Origin of the sequence: Rhodococcus sp. MEB064 (genome assembly GCF_000834565.1) — a bacterium.
Taxonomy (GTDB): domain Bacteria; phylum Actinomycetota; class Actinomycetes; order Mycobacteriales; family Mycobacteriaceae; genus Rhodococcoides.
The window spans coordinates 282,697-305,943 of record NZ_JXQS01000018.1 but is presented as its reverse complement, the minus strand read 5'-3'; the positions used below and the strand labels follow the sequence as shown (position 1 = coordinate 305,943).

Annotated in this window: 21 protein-coding genes; 9 read left to right on the top strand and 12 right to left on the bottom strand. The window is 67.1% G+C overall.

Translation table 11 applies throughout. The features are described from left to right. Window positions 1-129: 129 nt before the first annotated feature. Window positions 130-1,404: a M18 family aminopeptidase gene (locus RU01_RS10835; protein WP_042574572.1), complete on the bottom strand. Its 1,275-nt coding sequence runs from the start codon at window positions 1,402-1,404 to the stop codon at window positions 130-132. Between the two features lie 678 nt (window positions 1,405-2,082). On the opposite strand from RU01_RS10835, the gene RU01_RS10830 reads away from it, so the two are divergent. Further along, window positions 2,083-3,348 carry an alpha-amylase family protein gene (locus tag RU01_RS10830; protein WP_042574507.1) on the top strand — a complete coding sequence of 422 codons (1,266 nt, stop codon included), beginning with the start codon at window positions 2,083-2,085 and terminating at the stop codon, window positions 3,346-3,348. Here the strand turns inward: RU01_RS10830 and purQ are convergent. Then, entirely contained in the window at window positions 3,338-4,015 is a 678-nt protein-coding gene (gene purQ / locus RU01_RS10825; RefSeq protein ID WP_042574506.1) for a phosphoribosylformylglycinamidine synthase subunit PurQ, read from the bottom strand. The two genes, RU01_RS10830 and purQ, sit on opposite strands and share 11 nt — an antisense overlap. Further along, a complete protein-coding gene (gene purS / locus RU01_RS10820) occupies window positions 4,012-4,245 on the bottom strand; it encodes a phosphoribosylformylglycinamidine synthase subunit PurS (protein ID WP_027504302.1) in 234 nt (77 codons plus the stop codon). Before purS ends, purQ begins: the two co-directional genes overlap by 4 nt. 88 nt (window positions 4,246-4,333) lie before the next feature. Between purS and RU01_RS10815 the strand changes: the two genes are divergently transcribed. Then, window positions 4,334-4,978: an MBL fold metallo-hydrolase gene (locus tag RU01_RS10815; RefSeq protein ID WP_042574505.1), complete on the top strand. Its 645-nt coding sequence runs from the start codon at window positions 4,334-4,336 to the stop codon at window positions 4,976-4,978. A 45-nt stretch (window positions 4,979-5,023) separates the two neighbouring features. Next, complete coding sequence (locus RU01_RS10810) at window positions 5,024-5,758, top strand: SIMPL domain-containing protein (RefSeq protein WP_042574571.1); 735 nt, start codon at window positions 5,024-5,026, stop codon at window positions 5,756-5,758. 8 nt (window positions 5,759-5,766) lie between these two features. Here RU01_RS10810 and RU01_RS10805 read toward each other — a convergent pair whose 3' ends face one another. Beyond that, window positions 5,767-7,425 (bottom strand): FAD-binding dehydrogenase, encoded by a 1,659-nt coding sequence (locus RU01_RS10805; protein ID WP_042574504.1) that lies wholly within the window; start codon window positions 7,423-7,425, stop codon window positions 5,767-5,769. A 64-nt stretch (window positions 7,426-7,489) separates the two neighbouring features. Here RU01_RS10805 and RU01_RS10800 point away from each other — a divergent pair, with 64 nt between their 5' ends. Beyond that, window positions 7,490-8,122 carry a TetR/AcrR family transcriptional regulator gene (locus tag RU01_RS10800; protein ID WP_042574503.1) on the top strand — a complete coding sequence of 211 codons (633 nt, stop codon included), beginning with the start codon at window positions 7,490-7,492 and terminating at the stop codon, window positions 8,120-8,122. On the opposite strand, the gene RU01_RS10795 is transcribed toward RU01_RS10800, so the two are convergent. Then, a complete protein-coding gene (locus tag RU01_RS10795) occupies window positions 8,107-8,688 on the bottom strand; it encodes a helix-turn-helix domain-containing protein (protein ID WP_042574502.1) in 582 nt (193 codons plus the stop codon). The two genes, RU01_RS10800 and RU01_RS10795, sit on opposite strands and share 16 nt — an antisense overlap. 65 nt (window positions 8,689-8,753) lie before the next feature. Between RU01_RS10795 and RU01_RS10790 the strand changes: the two genes are divergently transcribed. After that, on the top strand, window positions 8,754-10,301 hold the full coding sequence (locus RU01_RS10790; protein ID WP_042574501.1) for an FAD-dependent oxidoreductase: 1,548 nt from the start codon (window positions 8,754-8,756) through the stop codon (window positions 10,299-10,301). A gap of 11 nt (window positions 10,302-10,312) precedes the next feature. Beyond that, window positions 10,313-11,572, top strand: a complete 1,260-nt coding sequence (gene hglS, locus RU01_RS10785; protein WP_042574500.1) for a 2-oxoadipate dioxygenase/decarboxylase — start codon at window positions 10,313-10,315, stop codon at window positions 11,570-11,572. On the opposite strand, the gene RU01_RS10780 is transcribed toward hglS, so the two are convergent. From RU01_RS10780 to RU01_RS10770, 3 genes are all read right to left on the bottom strand, one after another. Then, entirely contained in the window at window positions 11,552-12,289 is a 738-nt protein-coding gene (locus RU01_RS10780; protein WP_042574570.1) for a DUF2334 domain-containing protein, read from the bottom strand. The two genes, hglS and RU01_RS10780, sit on opposite strands and share 21 nt — an antisense overlap. 69 nt (window positions 12,290-12,358) lie before the next feature. Then, complete coding sequence (locus tag RU01_RS10775; RefSeq protein WP_042574499.1) at window positions 12,359-12,859, bottom strand: glutathione peroxidase; 501 nt, start codon at window positions 12,857-12,859, stop codon at window positions 12,359-12,361. Between the two features lie 109 nt (window positions 12,860-12,968). Beyond that, window positions 12,969-14,360, bottom strand: coding sequence for a cation:dicarboxylate symporter family transporter (locus RU01_RS10770; RefSeq protein WP_042574498.1), 1,392 nt, complete (start codon window positions 14,358-14,360; stop codon window positions 12,969-12,971). 156 nt (window positions 14,361-14,516) lie between these two features. Here RU01_RS10770 and RU01_RS10765 point away from each other — a divergent pair, with 156 nt between their 5' ends. Both RU01_RS10765 and RU01_RS10760 read left to right on the top strand, forming a co-directional pair. After that, on the top strand, window positions 14,517-16,100 hold the full coding sequence (locus RU01_RS10765) for a sensor histidine kinase (protein ID WP_042574569.1): 1,584 nt from the start codon (window positions 14,517-14,519) through the stop codon (window positions 16,098-16,100). Window positions 16,101-16,104: 4 nt separating this feature from the next. Beyond that, complete coding sequence (locus RU01_RS10760; protein ID WP_042574568.1) at window positions 16,105-16,794, top strand: response regulator; 690 nt, start codon at window positions 16,105-16,107, stop codon at window positions 16,792-16,794. On the opposite strand, the gene RU01_RS10755 is transcribed toward RU01_RS10760, so the two are convergent. The 3 genes from RU01_RS10755 to RU01_RS10745 are packed head-to-tail and all read right to left on the bottom strand — an operon-like array spanning window position 16,791 to window position 20,801. Then, window positions 16,791-17,690 carry an alpha/beta hydrolase gene (locus tag RU01_RS10755; protein WP_231568672.1) on the bottom strand — a complete coding sequence of 300 codons (900 nt, stop codon included), beginning with the start codon at window positions 17,688-17,690 and terminating at the stop codon, window positions 16,791-16,793. The two genes, RU01_RS10760 and RU01_RS10755, sit on opposite strands and share 4 nt — an antisense overlap. Before the next feature lie 52 nt (window positions 17,691-17,742). Then, window positions 17,743-19,872 (bottom strand): S9 family peptidase, encoded by a 2,130-nt coding sequence (locus tag RU01_RS10750; RefSeq protein ID WP_042574566.1) that lies wholly within the window; start codon window positions 19,870-19,872, stop codon window positions 17,743-17,745. A gap of 44 nt (window positions 19,873-19,916) precedes the next feature. Then, a complete protein-coding gene (locus RU01_RS10745; protein ID WP_042574497.1) occupies window positions 19,917-20,801 on the bottom strand; it encodes a phosphoribosylaminoimidazolesuccinocarboxamide synthase in 885 nt (294 codons plus the stop codon). A 98-nt stretch (window positions 20,802-20,899) separates the two neighbouring features. Here RU01_RS10745 and RU01_RS10740 point away from each other — a divergent pair, with 98 nt between their 5' ends. Further along, window positions 20,900-22,339 carry an MDR family MFS transporter gene (locus RU01_RS10740; RefSeq protein ID WP_042574565.1) on the top strand — a complete coding sequence of 480 codons (1,440 nt, stop codon included), beginning with the start codon at window positions 20,900-20,902 and terminating at the stop codon, window positions 22,337-22,339. On the opposite strand, the gene RU01_RS10735 is transcribed toward RU01_RS10740, so the two are convergent. Next, window positions 22,297-23,211: a siderophore-interacting protein gene (locus RU01_RS10735; RefSeq protein WP_042574496.1), complete on the bottom strand. Its 915-nt coding sequence runs from the start codon at window positions 23,209-23,211 to the stop codon at window positions 22,297-22,299. The two genes, RU01_RS10740 and RU01_RS10735, sit on opposite strands and share 43 nt — an antisense overlap. Between the last annotated feature and the right edge of the window lie 36 nt (window positions 23,212-23,247).

Here is a 23,247-nt window from a genome sequence, read left to right as displayed (position 1 = left end):
CGATCATGATCACTCATCTCCCCGCACCCGCGCCGACATGTCTCACAACGATGCTGGCAAAGAGCGTGCACCCTGCGGAGACCGCCGCGCGCAGCGCCCGGCGCACCACGTCGAGCCCGGCGCCCGCGCCTAGGCCCCCAGGAACGCAGCCAAGGCGTCGGCGTACATGTCGACGTCGTGTGCACCCATCACCTCACGAGCGGAGTGCATGGCGAGCTGCGCCGCGCCCACGTCGACGGTGGACAGGCCGGTGCGTGAGGCGGTGATGGGGCCGATGGTGGAACCGCACGGCAGGTCGGCCCGGTGGACGTACCGCTGCAGTGGGACGTCGGCGCGCTCGCAGGCCAACGCGAAGGCCGCGGAACCGGCGGCGTCGGTGGCGTAGCGCAGGTTCTGGTTGACCTTGAGCACCGGACCACCGTTGACCTCGATGCGGTGCGCGGGCTCGTGCCGGGAGACGTAGTTGGGGTGCGTGGCATGGGCCATGTCGCCCGACGCGTGGATCGACCCGGCCATTGCGCGCAGGAATTCTTCGCGGCCACCGCCGCGGGCGAGCACGATGCGTTCGAGCACCGTGTTCATCAGATCGGAGAATGCGCCGCGGTCCGACATGCTGCCGACCTCTTCGTGGTCGAAGAGTGCGAGCACGGGGATGCAGTCGTCGGCTTGGGCGGCTGCGACGACCAGCGCTTCGGTTCCGGCGTAGCAGGTGCCCTGGTTGTCCAGGCGGGGCGAGCTGACGAGGTCGTCCGAGAGTCCTACCACCGCAGCGGGATTCAGGTCGTGGGTCATCAATTCCCAGCCGAGTACGTCGCCGGGGTCGACACCGACCTCGTCGGCAAGGAACCCGATGAAGGAGTGGGGTGATCGTCCGACGCCCCAGATCGCGTTCACGTTGTTCTGGGGGTCGAGGTGCACGCCTTTGCGATCCTCGGACAGGTGGATCGCCAGTTGGGGTACGCGCAGGATCGGCCGGTCGACGCGCACGAGTACCTCACGGACGGATCCGCCGTCGCGGACGCCGAGACGCCCGGAGATGCCGAGGTCCCTGTCGAGCCACGAGTTGAGCCATGCGCCGCCGTACGGCTCGAGCGCGACCATCTGCCAGCCGGCGACGTCGAGGTCGGGGTTCTGCTTCACGCGGAGGTTGGGGCTGTCGGTGTGCCCGCCCACGATGCGGAACGCCGCGTCGGGCGCGCGTTCGGTGGACCAGGCGATGATCGAACCACCGCGGACGACCAGGTACCTGCCGGGCTCGGAGGGCCACGCGTCCGTCTCCGCAACGGTGGTGAACCCGTGTGCCGCCAGTTCCGAGGCCACCGTCTCGACGACGTGGAACGGCGACGGTGACGCGTCGACGAAGGAGCAGAGTCCGGCCGCGGTCGCGGAAGTGAGAGACGCCATGGTCACCGATCGTAGAGAGAGAAGGTGCGGAGACAGCAATGCCGGGCCCACCGCGAGGGTGGGCCCGGCATCACCGGTGAGTCGTGGGTCAGCTGAAGAAGCTCAGTCCGTCGAGGAAGCTTCCGGCACCACCGAAGATGTCGGACAGTGCACCGAGGAAATCGACGAAGCTCGCGAGGTCAAGCATGATGTTCTCCCTTTGTGAGGTCGGCGGGCTTTATGCCCGGCACCATTAGTAATCCATACAATGTAAGGGTTCGCAACCCGGGAACGGTCCCAATTCAGTGACAGGAATCGACTCACGAGTCGACTCCTGAACCTCCCGCAACTCCGCTACCACACACTGCAGATCAATGGACCGGAACCGGCCGTGAACAATGGACCACGGAACGCCGTTCACCTGCCTCGACGGACCCCGATCAGCTGAAGAAGCTGAGACCGTCGAAGATGGAACCGAGGGCATCGACGATGCCGGACAGATTCTGGAAGAGATCGAGCAGATCGGTGAGGTCGGAGGACATGGCGACTCCTTTGGCGCGAGGATGACGAACGGATGTCCGTCACTGCCAGTTACGCATGGTGGATGTCACCGTGCAACTCAACTTCGATAGTGGATAACCACAAGCAGACCGCCGGTCGACATACTGTCGTCGACACGAGTGAAAGAGGGGGTCGGCAGTGCAGAACTGGGTCGAACACGTCATCTGGTGGCAGATTTATCCGTTGGGTTTCGTCGGAGCCGAGACGGACGCGGTGGACGAGAGGAAGCACCGGCTCGAGCATGTGACGGACTGGCTCGACTACGTTCTCGAGCTCGGATGCAACGGCCTGGCACTGGGTCCGGTGTTCGCGTCGCAGACCCACGGGTACGACACGATCGACCATTTCTCGATCGATCGACGCCTCGGTAGCGAGACCGACATGGACGCCCTCGTCACCGCGGCGCACGACAAGGGCGTGCGCGTCCTGTTCGACGGCGTCTTCAACCACGTCGGTCGCGGCCACGAGCGGTTCGTCGCTGCCGAGAAGGACGGACCCGACTCCGAATCCGGTCGATGGTTCACCTGGTCGGACGGTCGACCCCGCGCGTTCGAGGGCCACGATCTCCTCGTCGAGCTGAACCACGCCAATCCGGCGGTGCAGGACTACGTCGTCGACGTCATGAACCACTGGCTCGCACGGGGTATCGACGGGTGGCGGCTCGATGCCGCGTACGCCGTCTCACCCGACTTCTGGGCGGCAGTACTGCCCCGCGTCCGCGAGGCACATCCGGACGCCTGGATCGTCGGCGAGATGATCCACGGCGATTACGCCGACTACGTACGGCGGTCCGGCCTCGACTCGATCACGCAGTACGAGCTGTGGAAGGCGACCTGGAGCGCCATCAAGGACGCGAACTTCTTCGAACTGGCGCATGCCCTCGGTCGGCACGACGAGCTTCTGCCGACGTTCGTTCCCGCGACGTTCGTCGGGAACCACGACGTCACCCGCATCGCGTCCACTCTCGACGACGACCGCGACGTCGACATCGCGACGGCACTGCTGTTCTTCGTCGCCGGCACACCGTCGGTGTACTACGGCGACGAACAGGGCTTCCGGGGCGTCAAGGAGGAACGAGTGGGCGGAGACGACGCCATCAGGCCGCAATTCCCTGCCACCCCGGACGACCTCGCGCCGTACGGGTGGCCGCACTACCGGGTCCACCAGTCACTGATCTCGATGCGGCGGCGATTCCCGTGGCTTCACCACGCGCCGGTGGAGGTGTCGACGCTGACCAACACCACCATGACGCTGAGCGCGACGGACGGCTCGACGACACTGGCGCTCACCCTCAATCTCGGTGAGTCACCGATCCGCCGAGCGAAGGGTGACGTGGTGGCCGCCGCGGACGGTGTCCACGGCGACCTTCCGCCGCATTCCTGGGCGGTGACCGTCAGGCAGTGACGATGGCGTCGAGGGCGGAGTAGAAGATGCCCAGCCCGTCGTCGCTGGGGCCTGTCAGGGCCTCGGTGGCGTGTTCGGGGTGCGGCATCAGGCCGACGATGCGGCCGTCGGCGGACGAGATCCCCGCGATGGCTCGCTGCGAGCCGTTCGGGTTGTCACCGCTGTAGCGGAACACCACTCGTCCTTCGCCCTCGAGCTCGTCGAGCACGGCCTCGGACGCCTGGAAGCGACCTTCGCCGGACTTGAGCGGCACGAGGATCTCGGCACCGGCCTCGTAGCGGGACGACCATGCGGACGAGGTGCTCTCGACCTTCAGCCACTGGTCCCGACAGGTGAAGTGCAGGTTGGCATTCCGCGTGAGCGCACCGGGAAGAAGTCCCGCCTCGCACAGCACCTGGAAGCCGTTGCAGATGCCCAGAACCGGCATTCCACCCTTGGCAGCATCGATGACTTCGCCCATCACGGGCGCGAATCGTGCGATGGCGCCGGCGCGCAGGTAGTCGCCGTAGGAGAACCCACCGGGAACGACGATCGCGTCGACACCCTTCAGGTCGGCATCGCCGTGCCACAGGGCAACGGCTTCCGCGCCGGCGAGCGTGACAGCACGCGACGCATCGATGTCGTCGAGCGTGCCGGGAAAGGTGATGACTCCGATTCGCGCGCTCACAGCCGGGTCACTTTCCATTCCTCGATGACGGTGTTGGCCAGGAACGTCTCGGCGATCTGGTCGAGCGTCGCGTCGTCGACATCGTCGCCGACCTCGAGCTCGAACCGCTTGCCCTGACGGACGTCGGAGACACCGGCGAAGCCGAGTCGCGGCAGCGCACCGACGATGGCCTGTCCCTGGGGGTCGAGAATTTCTGCTTTGGGCATGACGTCGACAACCACACGGGCCACGTGAGAGCTCCTAGCTGAGAGGGCAGATCCAGCAGGCACTTTACCCAGTCCTGAACCACACCACGAATCCGGCGCATACTGGGGAACCATGGAGCTGACTCACTTCGGACATTCGTGCATTCAGGTGTCGATGGCGGGATCGACGGTGCTGTTCGACCCCGGCGCCTTCTCTCACGGATTCGAGGGCATCACCGGCCTCGACGCCATCCTGATCACGCACCAGCACGCGGACCACGTCGACACCGATCGGTTGCCCGCCCTCCTCGAGGCCAACCCCGACGCGGCGCTGTACGCGGACCCGCAGACCGCGGACCAGCTCGGGGAAGGATGGACCGCCGTCAACGCAGGCGACGTCTTCTCGATCGGCGGCGTGCAGGTGACGGGTGCGGGCGGAACGCACGCCACGATCCACCCGGACATCCCGCTGATCGACAACATCGCGTACCTCCTGGGCACGCCGGATCAGCCGGGGCAGCTGATGCATCCCGGCGACTCGCTGTTCGTTCCCGACGTCGAGGTCGATGTGCTCGCACTTCCCGCAGCGGCCCCGTGGATGAAGATCGGCGAGGGCATCGACTTCCTCCGCGCCGTCTCGCCGCGACTGGCCGTTCCGATCCACCAGGCCGTCGTCGCGCCGGATGCGCGAGGCATCTACTACGGCATGCTGTCGGGCCTCGCGGGCGAGGGAACGGAGTTCCGCGCGCTCACCGAGGAGACGGGGACGTCGGTCTGACCACGTTCCACGGTCGACGCCGGTCCCGTCGTGGACACTGACCCGATGAACTGGAACCCACGGGCCTCGAAGGCTCTGGCATCGGCCGTCCTCCTCGCGGCAGTCTCCGTGACCGCAGCATGCGGGACCGACTCGGCGGGGACGGCGGCGACCGGCACACCGGCCGGGATCAACGTCAACGGAGTCGGCGAAGTCCAGGGCACTCCGGACACGCTGACTGCTCGCATCGGAGTCGAGACGACGGCCGACGACGTCACGACGGCGATCGACGAGGCGAACACCGCGGTCAGTGCCGTGACCGACGCGATCTCCGCCGCCGGTGTCGACCGCGCGGACATCCAGACGCAGCAGGTGTCGATCGACCCGCAGTACTCCGACGGGTTTTCCGGTGGCACCTCGACCATTTCCGGGTACCGAGCCACCAACACTCTGCAGGTGACGGTGCGCGACCTGTCGAAGGCGTCGTCGGTTCTGGGCGATGCGACGACGGCAGGCGGCAACACCACGCGGGTGTCCGGGGTGTCGTTCCGTATCGACGACGACTCCGACCTGATCGCCGACGCCCGGTCTCGGGCGTTCGCCGATGCTCGCGACCGCGCCGAGCAGTACGCGTCGCTGGCCGGAAACGACCTCGGGAAGGTCGTATCGATCACCGAGAACATCACCGGTCAGGAGTCGGCGCCGAGCTTCGACAGAAGTTCCGCCTCGTCCGCGGTGCCCATCGAACCGGGGCAGCAGACCGTCAGCGTCTCCGTGGCCGTGCAGTGGGGTCTCGAGTAGAACCTTGTCTACCGACTCAGCGCCCGGCCGGCCGCTCGTCCCGAGAAGATGCATCCTCCGAGGAACGTGCCTTCGAGCGAGCGGTACCCGTGGACACCGCCGCCTCCGAAACCGGCGACCTCACCCGCTGCGTACAGCCCGGGGAACGGCGTGCCGTCGGGGCGCAGGACTCGGGAGTCCAGGTCGGTCTGCAACCCGCCCAACGACTTTCGCGTGAGCAGGTGCAATTTCACCGCGATGAGCGGACCTGCTGCGGCGTGGCCGGACGCATCGAGCAGCTTGTGCGGCGTGGCGATCCGCGCCAGGCGGTCGCCGCGGTAGTTGCGCGCGGCGTGGATCGCCGACACGGACAGGTCCTTGCTGAAGTCGTTGTCCATTTCGCGGTCTCGCGCGACGACCAATTTCTCGACCTCGGCGGCGTCGAGCGTGACGTCGCCGAGTTTGTTCATGCCGGCGACCAGTTCGGCAACGGTGTCGGCGACGACGAAGTCGACGCCCTTCTGCTTGAACGCCTCGATCGGACCGGGGGCGCCGGGGCGCACGCGCTCGAGCAGTTTGCGCAGGTCACGACCCGTGAGATCGGGATTCTGCTCCTGGCCGGAAAGACCGAATTCCTTCTCGATGATCTTCTGGTCGAGAAGGAACCACGTGTAGTCGTGTCCCGTCGACACGATGTGTTCGAGAGTTCCGAGCGTGTCGAAGCCGGGGAACAACGGTGCGGGCAACTGCTGACCCGATGCGTCCAGCCACAGTGACGACGGACCCGGCAGGATGCGGATGCCGTGGTTGGGCCACACCGAATCCCAGTTCGTGATGCCCTCCGTGTAGTGCCACATGCGGTCCTCGTTGATGATGTTGCCGCCCGCGGCACGCGAGATCTCCAGCATCCGACCGTCGACGTGCGCCGGTACGCCCGAGAGCATGTGAGACGGGGTGCGGCCCATGCGCTTCGGCCAGTTCTTCTGCACCAGGTCCCAGTTGCCGCCGATGCCGCCGGAGGTCACCAACACCGCACCGGCACGGATCTCGAAGTCTCCGATGACGGTTCGCGAGGACGACACGCCACGGGCGACGTCGGTCGGTTCCAACACAGCGCCGCGCACACCGGTCGCGACGCCGTCGGTCACCACCACCTCGTCGACGCGGTGCCGGAAGGCTGGGACCACGCTGCCGCGGTCGATGCCCTCGCGCACGATACGCTCGAAAATCTCGACCAGTCCCGGCCCGGTGCCCCAGGTGAGGTGGAACCGCGGCACGGAGTTGCCGTGTCCGGTGGGGCCGTAGCCGCCGCGTTCGGCCCACCCGACGACCGGGAAGATCTTCCAGCCCCGCTCGCGCAGCCAGGAGCGCTTCTCCCCCGCGGCGAACGCGACGTACGCCTCGGCCCACTGCCGTGGCCACGCGTCCTCGGGCCGGTCGAATCCTGCGGATCCCAGCCAGTCTTGCAGGGCGAGTTCGTACGAGTCCTTGACGCCGAGCCGACGCTGCTCGGGACTGTCCACCAGGAAGAGGCCACCGAACGACCAGAATGCCTGTCCTCCCAGGTTTGCCTCGTTCTCCTGGTCGAGCAGGATCACGCGCTTGCCGGCCGCCACCAGTTCCGCGGTCGCGACCAGCCCCGCGAGACCTGCACCGACCACGACGACATCGCACTCTCGTATCCCCATGAGCTCACCGTATACGGCGATCCGAATTTTCGATACCGTCGGTATCGAGCGGTACTCTTCCCGAGTGAGCAGCGCCGAACCGACCACCCGCCCCCCTCGCGCCGAGGTCCGCGAGCGCATCATCGCGTCCGCGATGACGGAGTTCGGTCGACGCGGGTACGCCGACGCCACCCTCGATGCCATCGCCGAGCAGGCCGGGTTCACCAAGGGCGCGGTCTACTCGAACTTCGGTTCCAAGGAAGGGCTGTTCTACGAACTGATGGACCGGCAGGTGCTCGGCCGGGCCCGGATGTCGGTCGACCTGCTCGCCGAACTCCCGTCCGACCTGCGCGATGCCCAGCGTGTGCTCAGTACCCGGCTCACCGAAGCGATCTCGAACAACCGCGACTGGCATCTGCTGTTCATGGACTACTGGTCGAGAGCGCTACGCGACCCGGAGGTGGGCGCCCGGTTCGCCGAGCACCGGGCACAACTCCGTGCGGCGGTCACCGACGCCGTCGTCAGTGTCACCGAGAGCGCCGGCGCGACTCTGCACGTGCCCGCCGAGTGGGTCACGTTCGTCATCCTGGCGCTCAGCAACGGACTCGCCGTCGAGGAACTCGCTCAGCCGGGAACGGTGCCTCCGGAACTCATGGGTGAGGTCGTCGGACGCCTCCTGCACATTCCGGAGCACGAGGACTCTCAGCGCCCCGAGTAGGTCGCCTTCACGTGCATCCGCTCGCCCTGCGGACCGAATATTCCCAGGTACTCGACGGGCCGACGGTCGGCGCTACCGAACCAGTGCGGAAGGTGCGTGTCGAATTCGGCCACCTCGCCCGGACCCAGCACCAAGTCCTTGTCTCCCAGGATGAGTCGAAGCTTCCCGTTCAGCACGTAGATCCAGTGGTACCCCTCGTGGGACCCCAACGTCGGGTTCTCCTCGTAGCGGCCTCCGGGGACGATCTGTTTGAACGCCTGTAACCCGCCCGCCCGGCGCGTCAGCGGAACGACGGTCACGCCGTTCGTCGTGACCGGCGTGAACTGCACACGCGGATCCCCCGTCTCCGGGGCGTCGACGATGTCGTCCAAGGGAACGTCGTACACCTTGGCCAACGGCAGCAGTAGCTCCAGGCTGGGCTTACGTTGTCCCGACTCGAGACGGGAGAGTGTGCTCACCGGGATGCCCGTGCGGTCGGACACCGCCGCGAGGGTCACGTCCGCCGCGATGCGCAGAGCGCGCAGGCGTGGACCGATCGCACTGATCACTCCGTCGAAGTCGTCCATGCCCCTTATTGCAGTTTCAGCAAATATGTTTGTCAAATCCGCAGACTCGGGCGCACAGTGTCCGCATGACTTCACACCACCACGTCGACGCCGACGTCATCGTCCTCGGCGGCGGGTCCGCCGGACTGTCCGCCGCACTCATGCTCGGCCGTGCCCGTAGGCGAGTCCTGGTTCTGGACAACGGAACTCCTCGCAACGCACCTGCCTCGCACATGCACGGCGTGCTGGGTCGGGACCACACCTCACCGCTCGACTACCTGAAGAACGGCCGCGCCGACCTCGAGCGGTACGACGTCACCGTCGTCGACGCCACGGTCACCGCACTCGGCGGTCACGTCGGGCACTTCACCGCGACCACGGACGACGGACGCACCTTCTCGGCGCGGCGCATCGTGGTGACGACCGGTCTCACCGATCTGCTCCCGCCCGTCGACGGTCTGGCGGAACGCTGGGGCCGAGACGTCGTGCAATGCCCCTACTGCGACGGGTGGGAGATCCAGGATCGCCGCATCGGTGTCCTGAGCACCGGGCCGTTCAGCGTCCATCACGCCTCGATGTGGCGGCAGTGGAGTGAGAATCTGATCTTCTTCACCGACGGCGGACCATTGGCGGACGAGGATCGCGAGAAGTTCACCGCGCGCGGCATCGAGATCGTCGAGAAGAAGGTCACCGCGCTGCTCGCCGGGGAGGATCGTCTCCGTGCGGTCGGCCTGGCAGACGGGACCGAGGTCGCGGTCGACGCTCTCGCCGTGGGACTGCGCTTCACCGCTCGCAGTGAACTTCTCGGATCACTCGGCCTCACCACCGTGCCGCACGCGACGGGCCTCGGCGACGTCGTCGAGGTCGACTCCTTCGGAGCCACCACCGTGGCGGGAGTGTGGGCGGCGGGCAACGTCACCGACCCGTCGGCCACGGTCATCGCCTCCACCGCGCAGGGAGCCCTCGCCGGCGCTCATGTGAACGCGAACCTCATCGCCGAGGAGTTCGACCAGGCGGTCCAGGCAGGGCGTCCCCGTCCGGCGCTGGACGGGCACTTCTGGGACGAGTTGTACCGGGAGTCGGACAAGCGGTGGAGCGGCAATCCCAACCCGACCCTGGTCCAGTACGCGGAGCACCTCTCCCCCGGACGTGCCGTCGACGTCGGATCGGGTGAGGGCGCCGACGCGGTATGGCTGGCCGAGCGCGGCTGGACCGTCACGGGAGTCGACATCTCCGAGGTCGCCGTCGAGCGGGCACGCGGACTGCACGACGGTGTGACCTGGATGGCACAGGACCTGCTGACCGATCCGCTGCCGCCGCACTCCACGGATCTGCTGACGCTGCACTACTTCGGCATCCTGCGGGACGGGCCGGCGGACGGGCTCGCGCGACTGGTCGACACCGTCGCGCCCGGCGGGACGCTGCTCATGGTCGGCCACACCCCGTCGCCCGGACACCGCTGGGCGGGGTTCGATCCCGCCGACTTCCACAGTCCTTCCTCGGTCGCGCAGTCCCTGGACCCCGCCGAATGGACGATCGTGGTCGACGAGACGCGTCCGCGGCCGGCACCGCAGGCCCCCGGTACCCCGCACATCGACGACGACATCCTCGTGGCGGTCCGTACGACCGGTTAACGTGTGCAGCCATGATCCCGGCTTCGACACTCCGCGCTCGTTTCGCTGCCGCCCTCTCCGACATGTACGGGCGGGAGGTTCCCGCGTATCGGACGTTGGTCGATGTCGCGTCGGCGGTCAACGGTGACGTAGTCGCACGCGATGGTGCCGCGGCCGAGCGCCTCGGCACCATCGACCGCGTCACGGCGGAGCGACACGGCGCCATCCGAGTCGGCACTGTCGACGAGATGCGCTCCGTTGCAGTGTTGTTCGGTGGGTTCGGCATGCATCCGGTGGGCTTCTACGATCTTCGGGACGCGGCCACTCCCATTCCGGTCGTGTCCACCGCATTCCGACCCGTCGATTCGAAAGAGCTCGCACGCAACCCGTTCCGGGTGTTCTGCTCGATGCTCGTCGTCGACGACAGGCGCTTCTTCTCCCCCGACCTGCAGTCGCGGCTGTCCCGGTCGCTTGCCGCACGGACGCTGTTCCCACCCGACCTGCTGACTCTTGCCGCCCGCGCCGCCGCGGACGGCGGCCTACCGGAACCCGACGCGTCCGTTCTGGTGCAGGGCGCCGTCTCCGTGTTCGAACTGGGAACGGATCCGGTCGATCGCGCCTGGTACGACGAGCTCGAGGCGGTGTCGTCGGTGGCAGCCGACATCGGCGGTGTGTCGTCCACCCACATCAATCACCTGACACCACGGGTGCTCGACATCGACGAGTTGTACCGCAGGATGAGCGATCGAGGCATCGAGATGATCGACCGCATCCAGGGGCCGCCTCGGTGGGACGGGCCGCCGATCCTCCTTCGACAGACATCGTTCCGAGCACTGGCCGAGCCGCGTTACTTCCGCGACGAGACGGGATCCACCTACTCGGACCGACTACGGGTGCGTTTCGGCGAGGTCGAGGCCCGCGGCGTCGCCCTGACCCGGCGCGGCCGCGAGGTTTACGACACGGCCATGATCGCGGTCGACGGGCTCGGCGACGACCAGGCCGCAACGGAATGGGCTCGACACTTCCCGCGCACCGACCGTGAGATGCACGATCGTGGGCTCGCGTACTACGTCGACGAGAACGGCTCGCTGGAGCCGATCGTGTACGAGGACTTCCTCCCCGCGTCGGCGGCAGGGATCTTCCGTTCCAACCTCACCTCGGACGGCGCCGTCGACACGGACGTGGAGGGGACGGTGTGGACCGCGGACTCCCTGGCCGGCGCTCTAGGGATGCCGGTCGTCGATCCGTACGACCTCTACGACGCCCGAGTGTCAGGCCACGGCGGATCGTGAGCGCGGAACCCATTCGTACTTGGCCGACGTCGCGCCGTGGAAGCGTGCGAGGTCGACCGCGTCGAGCATCGCCGACCGTGGGCCGGGTCTCCCCAGCTGCTTGGCGCTGACGGACAGCCTCACGACGCCTCCGCGGCGCGCCGTGCGTCCGGCACCCATGACGAGCGCTCGGCACCACCACGGCTCGCTCGATCCGGGCTCCCACACGTATCCACCGGTTCCGGTTCCGAAGCCCTCGCCGATACCGTGGACGCGCCCCCGCACGACGGTTCCTCGTTCGAGGTCCTGGATCCCGCCGAGACCGGCACAGACTCGGAACCCGACGGTCGGAAGAGCCGAGATCGCGCCGGGTGATGCCACCCACCGGGGCGGCGCGAACACCCGGGTGCGCATGCCGATCTCTTCCATGACGCGGTCCGCGGCGCGCAACCTCAACTGCGCTTCGTGCGCGGGAAGGGTGGCGAATTCGGCGCGACGCCGCTTGGTCGCGGCCTGGTCGTACCCGTGCAGCACCACGGCGTCGCCGTGATCGCGTCGTTCTCTGAGCCAGTCTTGCGTCGGGGCGTCGCGGGTCAGGCGGTACTTGTCCTTGAGCCGCGGTGCGACCAGCAGTGACAGGTCGACGTCGCGTCGGTCCATCTCTTCCGCGAACGCTGCTGCGGCGTCACGGGTTTCGTCGCGGATTCCCGATACGGACACGATCAGGCGTGCACTCATGAAAGAACCGTCGCACACCGAGGTGTACGACGGTTCGTCGATCACGTGAACGCGAGCTGAAGACTCGACTCAGAGCGTGGAGACCGGGAGCACCTTGTCGATGGCGGCCAACACCTCGGGAGCATCGGGCTCGGTGCGGGGACGGAACCGGCCCACGACCTCGCCGTCGGGCGAGACGAGGAACTTCTCGAAGTTCCACTGGATGTCACCGGCAGTGCCGTCGGCGTCGGGTGCCTGCGTCAGGATCTCGTACAGCGGGTGCCGATCGGACCCGTTGACGTCGACCTTCTCCATCAGGGGAAAGGTGACGCCGTAGGTGGTCGAGCAGAAGGTCTCGATCTCCTCGGCCGATCCGGGTTCCTGGCCACCGAACTGGTTGCACGGAACGCCGACGACCGAGAGTCCCCGCTCGGAGTACTCCTTCGCCAGCTTCTCGAGGGCGGTGTACTGGGGGGTCAGGCCACATTTCGAGGCCACGTTGACCACCAGCACAGCGCGACCCCGGTACTCCTCCAGGGAGGTCGGAGCGCCGCCGAGAGTGTTGATGCCGACGTTCTGCAGATCTGTCATGGGCTCACAGTACCGGCCGGTAACCAGTGAGCACTACACCGACGACAGTTCCCGCCGACAGTATGTCGGCGGGAACCGTGGACGTGAGTGCCTCAGCAGGAGGCCTGTGTCAGGCCTGCGTCTTGACCATGTCGGGCTTGGCCTCGGGGTCGCGGGCCTCTCCGTGTCCGTCGTCGACCATGGTGGTCTCGTCGAAGGGGATCTTGCCGGAGAGGACTTCCTTGACCCGCTCGTTGTCGATGGTCTTGGTCCAGGTGCCGACCAGCATCGTGGCGACGGCGTTACCGGAGAAGTTGGTCACCGCGCGGGCTTCGGACATGAACCGGTCGATGCCGACGATGAGGCCGATGCCGTCGAGCAGTTCGGGGCGGTGGCTCTGCAGTCCGCCGGCCAGGGTGGCCAGGCCTGCACCGGAAACGCCGGCCGCACCCTTGGAGGCGACGATCATGAACAGCAGGAGCGAGACCTGCTCGCCGATTCCGAGCGGGTTGCCCATGGCGTCGGCGATGAAGATCGAGGCCATCGTCAGGTAGATCGCAGTGCCGTCGAGGTTGAACGAGTAACCGGTGGGGACGACGACGCCGACCGTGGTGCGCTCGACTCCCACGTGCTCCATCTTGGCGATGAGGCGGGGCAGAGCCGACTCGGAGGACGAGGTGGCGACGATGAGCAGGTACTCGCGGGCCAGGTACTTGACCAGCTTGAAGATCGAGACGCCGGAGACGAAGCGCAGGATCGTGCCGAGGACGCCGAAGACGAAGATGGTGCAGGTCAGGTAGAAGGCCAGCATCAGGGTGGCGAGCTGGATGACGGCGTCGAAGCCGGTGTCACCGACGACCTTGGCGATGGCGCCGAAGGCACCGATCGGGGCGAGCCACAGGATGCCGGCGAGGATGCGGAAGACCAGCTTCTGGATCAGGCCGATGCCGCGGAGGATCGGTTCGCCCGTCTTGCCCATGGCCTGCACGGCGAAGCCGACGAGCAGTGCGACGAACAGGGTCTGCAGGACGCTGCCCGCGGTCAGCGAGGACAGCAGCGACGTCGGGATGATGCCCTGGAAGAACTCCAATGTTCCGCCGCCCGCGTGGGCCTGGTCGGCGTACTTGGCACCGGCATCGGAATCGGCCGGGATGTTCAGTCCCGATCCCGGCTGGATGAGGTTGCCGACGACCATGCCGATGGCGAGAGCGAAGGTCGACATCGCGATGAAGTAGCCGAGGGCCAGGCCACCGACCTTGCCGACGCTGGCGGCTGCCTTGACCGATCCGATGCCCAGCACGATGGTGCAGAAGATGACCGGGCTGATCATCATCTTGATCAGCGAGACGAACATCGTCCCGAGAACGCCGAGGCTGGATCCGAGATCCGGAGCCACGAGGCCGACGATCACGCCGCCGACGACGGCGATGATCACGGCGATGTAGAGCCAGTGGGTCTTGTCGCGCTTCTTCTTGGGCGGCGGTGTGGAGTCGTACGGTTCAGCGTCGATGCTGGCGGTCATGGTTGTCCTTACGATCGTGGCGTGAGGTGGATCACGCTTGTCTGACTGGAATGGTGGTCCATGATCGTGACTCGAGTCACGTATTAGTTCGTTTCGTTCATGTGTAGTGCAGTCACGCACATCACGCGGGCAGAACAGTCGATCCCGGAGGCATCGTTGACCAGCACGAACACCCGTCGCGGCCGCAGCGTCGCTCGGCAGCTGTTTCTCGGACAGCTCGCCGTGGTGGTGCTGCTGGTGACGCTCGGCGGCGCCGCGGCCCTGGTCGACGCGCGCCGCGACAGCGACGACGGGATCCGCCGCGAGGTCGTCGACATCGCCGTCTCCGTCGCCACCGCACCCTCGACCGTCGACGCGCTCGAGTCCGCCGATCCGACGGCGATGCTGCAGCCGGTCACCGAACGCGTGCGCCGATCGACGGGCATGGATTTCATCGTCGTCATGGCGCCCGACCGCACCCGCTTCACCCACACGACCACGGAACTGATCGGCGGGAAATTCACCGGCAACATCGACGAGGCGCTCGCGGGCGCCACGTTCACCGAGACCTATCGGGGCTCACTGGGGCCGTCGATCCGGGCGGTGACTCCGGTCCTCGACGGTGACCGTGTCGTGGGGCTGGTCTCGGCCGGCGTCACGCGAGCGAAGATCTCGGACCAGTTCGTCGCCGGGCTTCCTGCGGTCGGCGGCATCATCGCGGCCGCGCTGGCCGTGGCGATCGCGGCCAGCTACCTCCTCAATCGGCGCCTGAACAGCCAGACGCTCGGATTGGCCCCCGACGAGCTGCGGAGCATGTACGACCACCACGATGCCGTTCTGCACTCCATCGGCGAGGGCCTGGTGGTGTGGGGCGACGGCCCCGAAGCGGAGCTCGTCAACGACGAGGCGCGGCGGTTGCTCGACCTCCCCGACGGGGCCGTGACCCGAGACATGCTTCCGGAGTCGTTGCGTCGCCTCGGCGAGGACACGGTGCGCGACGAGATGCACCTCACGTCGACCCGGGTGCTGGTGGTGGCGCAGGATCCCGTGCTCCGCGGGTCACGCCGCCTCGGCACGGTCACGGTGATGCGTGATCACACCGAGCTCCAACGGGTGCTCGGCGAACTCGACTCGATGACGTCGTTCGCGGAATCGCTCCGCTCGCAGGCGCACGAGTCGGCGAACCGTCTGCACACCGTCATCACGATGGTCGAGCTGGGCCGCACCGAGCAGGCCGTCGAGTTCGCGACGCAGGAACTCGCCTTGTCGCAGAACCTCATCGACCGGCTCATGAGCACGGTGCAGGAGCCGGCGGTCGCGGCTCTGCTGCTGGGCAAGGTGAGCCAGGCAGCCGAGCAGGGCGTCGAACTGACCGTCACGGAGGACACTGCGCTGACCGACACCGCGGCGTTCGACCGACGCGAATTGGTCACTCTCGCCGGAAATCTGATGGACAATGCCATCGATGCTGCAAAACAATCGGACGACCCGTGGGTGGAGGTGACCGTGCGCGAGAGCGAGACGGACCTCGTGATCCAGGTGGCGGACAGCGGACCCGGAATGGACGCCGAGGCGCTGGCCAAGGCCCGCACGCGTGGCTACTCCACGAAGTCCGGATCCCGCGGGCTCGGGCTCGCGCTGGTCTCCCAGGTCATCCATCGCCACCACGGAACCCTGACGTCGGAGCGGACGTACGGTTCGGTGGTCACCGCCACCATCCCGCTCCTTGCGGTCCGCGAGGCGTCGACACCGCATGAGTGAGAACATGATCCGCGTTCTGATCGTCGAGGACGAGCCACTCATCGCCGAAGCGCACGCGAGCTACGTGGGCAGAGTCCCCGGTTTCGTCGCGGCCGGGGTCGCACACACGGCCGCCGCCGCGATGCGTGCGGCGGCCAAAGCCATCGCCGACGGCTCCCCGTTCGACCTGGTCCTCCTCGACATCGGGCTGCCGGACGCCAACGGGATCGACGTCGCGGCCGCTCTCGGCGGGCTCCGGCCCGGTCCCGACGTCATCGCCATCACCTCCGAACGCGATCTCGCGATCGTCCGGAGCGCGGTCGCGCACGGCGTGGTGCTGTACCTGCTCAAGCCGTTCACCTTCGCGGCGTTCCGCGACAAGCTCGAGCGGTACAACGAGTTCCGCACCGCTCTGCGGGACGGTGAATCCGCGGTCAGTCAGCGCGACATCGACCGTGCGATGGCGTCGCTCCGCACTGCCGACGAACGCGCGGCCTCCCCCAAAGGCATTGCTCCCCAAACTCTCACCGAGATCTCGAACAGCGTGCGAGCGCAGCCCGACGGGCTGGGGGCCTCCGAGGCCGCCAAGGCCGTCGGTGTGTCCCGCGTGACGGCGTGGCGATACCTCGAGCGCCTCGCCGACGACGGTCTGGTGGACCGACACACCGAGTACGGCAAGGCCGGCCGGCCCCAGGTGCGGTATCGCTGGCGCTAGCCGGTCGAGACGGGAACCGTGCGCGTCAGGAACGCCACCTGGTCGGCCACGACCCGCTCGAACCCCTCCCCGACGTAGATGTCGAAGTGCCCGTACGGGTACACCTCGATCTGCCCCCGCGGCGCCTTCGCCGCATGTCGCAGAGTCGCTTTCGTGGGCGCCACCGTGTCGGGATCGCACACGCAGAACAGCACCGGCGCGGTGATGCGCTTCGCCGCACGCCCCGGGAAGTAGCGGGTGATGGCGAGCACGAACCGCGCCGCGACCTCGTTGGAGAAGGTGGACCCGTCCGGCTGTAGCGCGAGGTAGCCGCTCAGCGCATCGGGACTGGCCATCAGAGCGGTTCCGCGGTGCTCCGCGGCCAACGCCACCATCACCGGTGGCTTGCCGCGGAGCGAGCCCAGGACGTCGCGCAGGGCGAGCGGGGTGATCTTGAGAGTGGTGACCAGAGGTGTCGCCCTCGCGGATGCCAGACCGTCCGTGAACGGGCACTGCGAGACGACCGCGGCGATCCCGCCGTCGCGCGCCGCCGCCTCGAGGACGTGCCCGCCTCCGAACGACGAGCCCCACAGGATGATCCGCGCGGGATCGATCCGATCGAGGGAACGGGCATACGCGATCGCGGCCGCCCAGTCGTCCAGCTGCCGGCCGATGTCGAGCAGCTGGCGCGGCTCGCCGCCGCTTCCTCCGAAGTGCCGGTAGTCGAAGACCAGGCATGCGTAGCCCGCCTCGGTGAAACGCTCCGCGAACGCGTCGAGTCGCATCTCGCGGACTCCGCCCAGACCGTGACCGAGAACGATGATCGGTTGGTTCGGTGATGCGTTCTCGGGCCGGTACAACCATGCGGCGCACGTGGTCCCGTCGGACGAGAACTCGACATCACTACGACTGCTCACGGCGGTTCTCCTCGGGATCGGCACGCCGGACGCGGCGCGAAACCCCGGCGGCTTACCCTGCCGCACCGACCTCCGCGGGCGCAATGGCTCCTGTACGTTCCACAACCCAGGCGTACTCGAAGGCGATTTCTTTCCATTTTTCGTACCGGCCGCTCACGCCTCCGTGACCCGCACTCATCTCCGTCTTCAACAGGATGGGCTCGGACCCGGTGTTCTTCACGCGCAGCGCCGCGATCCACTTCGCCGGCTCGACGTAGAGGACACGGGTGTCGTTGATCGACGTGATCGCCAGGATCGCCGGGTAGGCCTTCTCCTCCACGTTCTCGTAGGGGCTGTACGACTTCATGTAGTCGTAGACGTCCCTGTTCTCCAACGGGTTTCCCCACTCGTCCCACTCGATGACGGTGAGCGGCAGCGACGGATCGAGAATGGACGTCAGCGGATCCACGAACGGCACGTTGGCGAGGATCCCGGCAAAGAGTTCGGGCGCCAGATTGGCGACGGCACCCATCAGCAGACCGCCCGCGCTGCCACCGTCGGCCACCATCCGATCGGCTGTGGTGACGCCGGTGTCGACGAGATGGCGTGCACACGCGACGAAGTCGGTGAACGTGTTCTTCTTGTTCAGCATCTTGCCGTCCTCGTACCACAGACGGCCCATCTCACCGCCGCCGCGCACGTGGGCGATGACGAAGACGATGCCGCGGTCGAGCAGGGACAGCCTCGACACCGAGAAGCCGGGATCCATACTGGCTTCGTAGGATCCGTAGCCGTACAGCAGGGTGGGTGCCGGTCCCTCGACGTCGACACGCTTGATCACCGACAGCGGCACCTCGGTGCCGTCCTCGGCCGTCGCCCATTCCCGCGACTGCGTGTATCGGGCCGGATCGAAGTCTCCGAGGACCGGCTGCGACTTGCGCAGGATCCGCTCGCCCGTCGCGAGGTCGTAGTCGTACACCCGCGACGGCGTGATGAAGGACGTGTACCCGAAGCGCAGCAGCGGTGCGTCCCACTCCGGATTCGACCCGAGACCCACGGAGAACAGTTCCTCGTCGAATTCGAGTTCGTGGCGCTCACCGAACCCGTCGTCGTCGAGGTGCCACAACGCCATGCGCGGCACGGCGTCCCGACGGTATGAGAGCACGAGGTGTCGCCCGAACGCGTCCACGTCCTCGAGTCGGACATCGTCGCGGTGCTCGATCAGGATCGTCATCGCGGACGGGTCCTCGACAGGCGCATCGGCGAGAACGAAGTTCTCGGCCTTCACCCCGTCGACGACGTCGTTGTGCAGGATCAGGAAGCGGTCCTGTCCGCCGACCACCGCGTGCTCGGCGCTGTACTCGACACCGTCACGACGCGGCAGGATCACCGTGAACTCACCGGTGGGGTCGTGAGCATCGAGGTACCAGCCCTCCGTGGTGACCTTCGACCCCACCCAGATCATCAGGTACTTCTCGCTGCGCGTTTCACCGAAGCTGACCCAGTACGACTCGTCGGGCTCGTGGAAGATCACCACGTCCTCGGTCGTCGGGGTGCCGATCCGGTGCCGCCACACCTTGTCGGGGCGCCACGACTCGTCGACCGTCTGATAGAAGAGGTACTGCTGATCGGCGGACCAGGTGGCGCCGGGTGCCGTCTGTGCGATCTCGTCCGGGAACAGGTCACCGGTGCGGAGATCCTTGATGCGCAGCGTGTACCGCTCGTCCCCCTCGGTGTCGACGGAGTAGGCGAGCAGATGCCCGTCCTCGCTCAGCGAGAACGCACCGATGGAGAAGAACTCGTGACCCTCGGCGAGGATGTTCGCGTCGAGCACGACTTCCTCGCCCGGCACGTCGACGCCGGCGTCGAGCGACGGAGGCGTCCAGTCGTCGGGCGAGGCGACCGGGCACCGGCACTGCATGCCGTAACTCTTGCCCTCGAGCGTGCGACCGTAATACCACCACTGCCCGCGACGCGTCGGTACCGAGAGATCGGTTTCTTGCGTCCGCGACTTGATCTCGTCGAAGATCTTCTCGCGCAACGGCTTCAGGTGGGCGGTCTGCGCCTCGGTGTAGGCGTTCTCGGCTTCGAGGTACGCGACGACCTCGGGATCGGACTTCTCGCGCAGCCACTCGTACTCGTCGACGACCACATCGCCGTGATGCGTGCGCGTCGTGGGCACCGTCTTCGCGATCGGTGCCATGGGCCCGTTGGGGGAGGTCGAGCCGTTCAGGGAAATCGAGTCGGTCACGGGGTCACCCAATCGTCGAAGGAAAGTCCCGAGATGCGTTCGTACGCATCGATGTAGCGGGCACGAGTACGGTCCACGATGCTCGGCGGCAGTGGCGGCGGAGCGTCGTCACCGTGCCGGTCCCACCCCGACTCCCCCGTGAGCCAGTCGCGGACGAACTGCTTGTCGAAGCTGGGCTGGACCCGGCCCTCCGTGTAGCCGTCGAGCGGCCAGTACCGGGAGGAGTCCGGAGTGAGGACCTCGTCGGCGAGCACGAGTTCGCCGTCGGAGTCGAGACCGAACTCGAACTTCGTGTCGGCGAGGATGATTCCTCGACCGGCCGCGAATTCGGCGGCGCGCGCGTAGATCTCGAGTGTCGCGCTGCGCAGCTTCTCCGCGGTGCCGGCTCCGACCGTCCGCACGACCGCGTCGAAGTCGATGTTCTCGTCGTGGTCGCCGATCTCGGCCTTGCTGGCCGGCGTGAAGATAGGCTCGGGAAGCTTGCTCGCCTCGGTCAGACCGTCGGGCAACGCGACTCCGCACACGGATCCGGTGGCGCGGTAGTCGATCAATCCCGATCCCGTCAGATACCCACGAGCCACGCACTCGACGGGCGCCATCGTCAGGGCTCGGACGACGAGTGCCCGGCCCAGGACTTCCTGCGGAATGCGGGGGTCGTCGGCATCGCCCGCGAGATGATCTCGAACGCCGAGCTGCGCGAAGAAGAACACGCTCATGGCGGTCAACACCCGCCCCTTGTCGGGAATCGGCGTCGACAACACGTGGTCGTAGGCGGAGATCCGGTCGCTGGCCACCAGCAGGAGGTACTCGTCGTCGATCCGGTACAGATCGCGGACCTTACCGGCGGCCAGGTGTGGGTACTGGGAAAGAGAAGGGCGCACGTCGATCGAGCGTAGTCGTGCCGGGATCCGCCGTGGTGGCGGTATCTGGCAGTCTGCGAAGGGAGCCTCGGTAGCGAGGCGAACGAAGGAGTGTGGCGGTGACGACGACGGACAGGGTGCAGGTCGGATTCCGGTCCGAACGCGGGCCGATCCTCGCTGCCCTCATGCTGTGCAACTCGCTGGTCGCGCTGGACTCGACGATCATCGCGACGTCGGTTCTGACCATCGTCGACGACCTGGGCGGCTTCTCGCAGTTCCCGTGGCTGTTCTCGGTGTATCTGCTCGCGCAGGCGGTCACCGTTCCGATCTACGGCAAGCTGGCCGACCTGTTCGGCCGCAAGCGGCTCGTGTTGTTCGGGATCGCGGTCTTCGCCGTCGGATCGGTGCTGTGCGGTCTGGCCTGGAGCATGCCCTCGCTGATCGTCGCCCGCGCGATCCAGGGAATCGGGGCCGGCGCGATCCAGCCGATGGTCCAGACGATCGCCGGCGACATCTACACGGTCCGCGAGCGCGCCAAGGCCCAGGGCTATCTCGCCAGCGTGTGGGCGATGTCGTCCATCGTCGGCCCGACGCTCGGCGGACTGTTCTCCGAGTACCTGTCGTGGCGGTGGATCTTCTTCGTCAACATCCCGCTGTGCGCCGTCGCGGCCGTGATGTTGATGCGCAAGTTCGACGAGAAGCCCGCGGAGGCGCGCACACGAGGAGGCATCGACTACACGGGTGCGGCTCTACTGACGGTCGGCGCCGGCGCCGTGATCCTGGGGTTGCTCGAGGGCGGCCAGTCGTGGGCGTGGAACTCCCCGACGTCCGTGGCGGTGTTCGCCCTCGGTGCCGCCTGCCTCGGGGTATTCGTCCTGGTGGAACGCCGCGTCGAGACACCGATCCTGCCCCTGTGGGTCCTGACGCGCCGCGTCCTGGTCGCCACCAGCGCGGTCGGTGCGGTGATCGGTTCCATCGTCCTGACCCTGACCACGTACGTTCCGACGTTCGTCCAGGGCGTCCTGGGCTTCGGAGCGTTGGCCGGTGGTTTCACGCTGGCGCCGCTGCTGTTGTCCTGGCCGTTGATGTCGTCGCAGTCCGGCCGGCTCTACCTGCGGATCGGTTTCCGTCGCACCGCCGTGATCGGTGCGTGCATCGTCGTTGTGGGAGCGTTCCTGACACTGGGCTGGACCGAGACGTCGCCCATCTGGCAGATCTGCCTCGGCGCATTGGTGATCGGAGCCGGGATGGGCCTGGTGGCCAGCCCCGCGCTGATCGCGGCGCAGTCGAGCGTCGACTGGTCCGACAGGGGCGTCGTCACCTCGACCAACACGTTCGCGCGGTCGATCGGGAGCGCTGTCGGAATCGCGGTGTGCGGCGCCATCGTGAATGCCAACGTGGGTGCAGATCCGTCACCGGCCGATCTTGCCGACGCGATCCACCTGGTCTTCTACACCGTCGTCGCGGGCGCCGTCCTGATGCTGGTGGCCGCGTTCGCGATGCCGCCGATGTCCGGTCAGAGTCCGACGCGCTCGAGCAGTGCTTCGAATTCTTCCTGAGCCTGCGCCTCGGTCTTGCCCTCGCGGAGCGCTCGGCGGTACCCGGCTAGAGCCATCGCCTCGTAGCGGCGGTAGGAGGCCAACCATTCCTCGGCCTTCTCCCGCCAGTAACCGATGACCGAACACTGACGAGTGGTGAAGCCCCACTGTTTGCGAACGTGAGAGCGCACCAAGCGGGACGAACGTGCCTCGCCCGCGAACCACAGGTATCCGACGCCGTCGGGACGATCGAAGGACGCCACCGCGTCGGGCAGAACGCTGGGGGTCAGCCCGTTGCCGGTACCGATCCGCCACTCGACCGTGACGTCGCTGTCGACGGCGAGTTCCTGGACGTCGGCTCCGTCCAGAACTTCGAGGATCACGTGAGTACGCAGCCCCGGCCGACGGGTCTCGAGCGCACGCGCGACGGCGGGCAGCCCTGTCTGGTCGGCGACGAGCACCTGCCAGTCGGTGTTCTCGGGGCAGCAATACCAGCTCCGCGGACGCGAGAGCACCACGCTGTGACCCGGCTGCACCGACCGTGCCCAGGACGAGGCCACGCCGGTCTCGTGCAACACGAAGTCCACGGTCACAGTGGAGTCGTCGCGGGTACGCACCGTGTAGTTGCGGCACTCGGGACGCGTCGCCACGTCGTGGTAGCCCCAGGTCCCGCCGACCAGGGTCATCGGAGGCAGTGTCGCCTCGACCGAGGAGGGGAAGTGGATGGTCACGCATTCGTCCGGTGCGTCCAGGCCGGCGTAGTAGCGCAGAGAAGACCCGCCGAACACCACGCGCACGAGGTTCGGTGACAACCTGCTCACCGACTGGACCGTCGCGGCGTAGAAGCCCGGCTCGACGATGGAGTCCGCGTCGATCTCGAACGCCGTGGACATCGCAACCCCCTCGCCTGGACTCCGATCCCTGCGGAA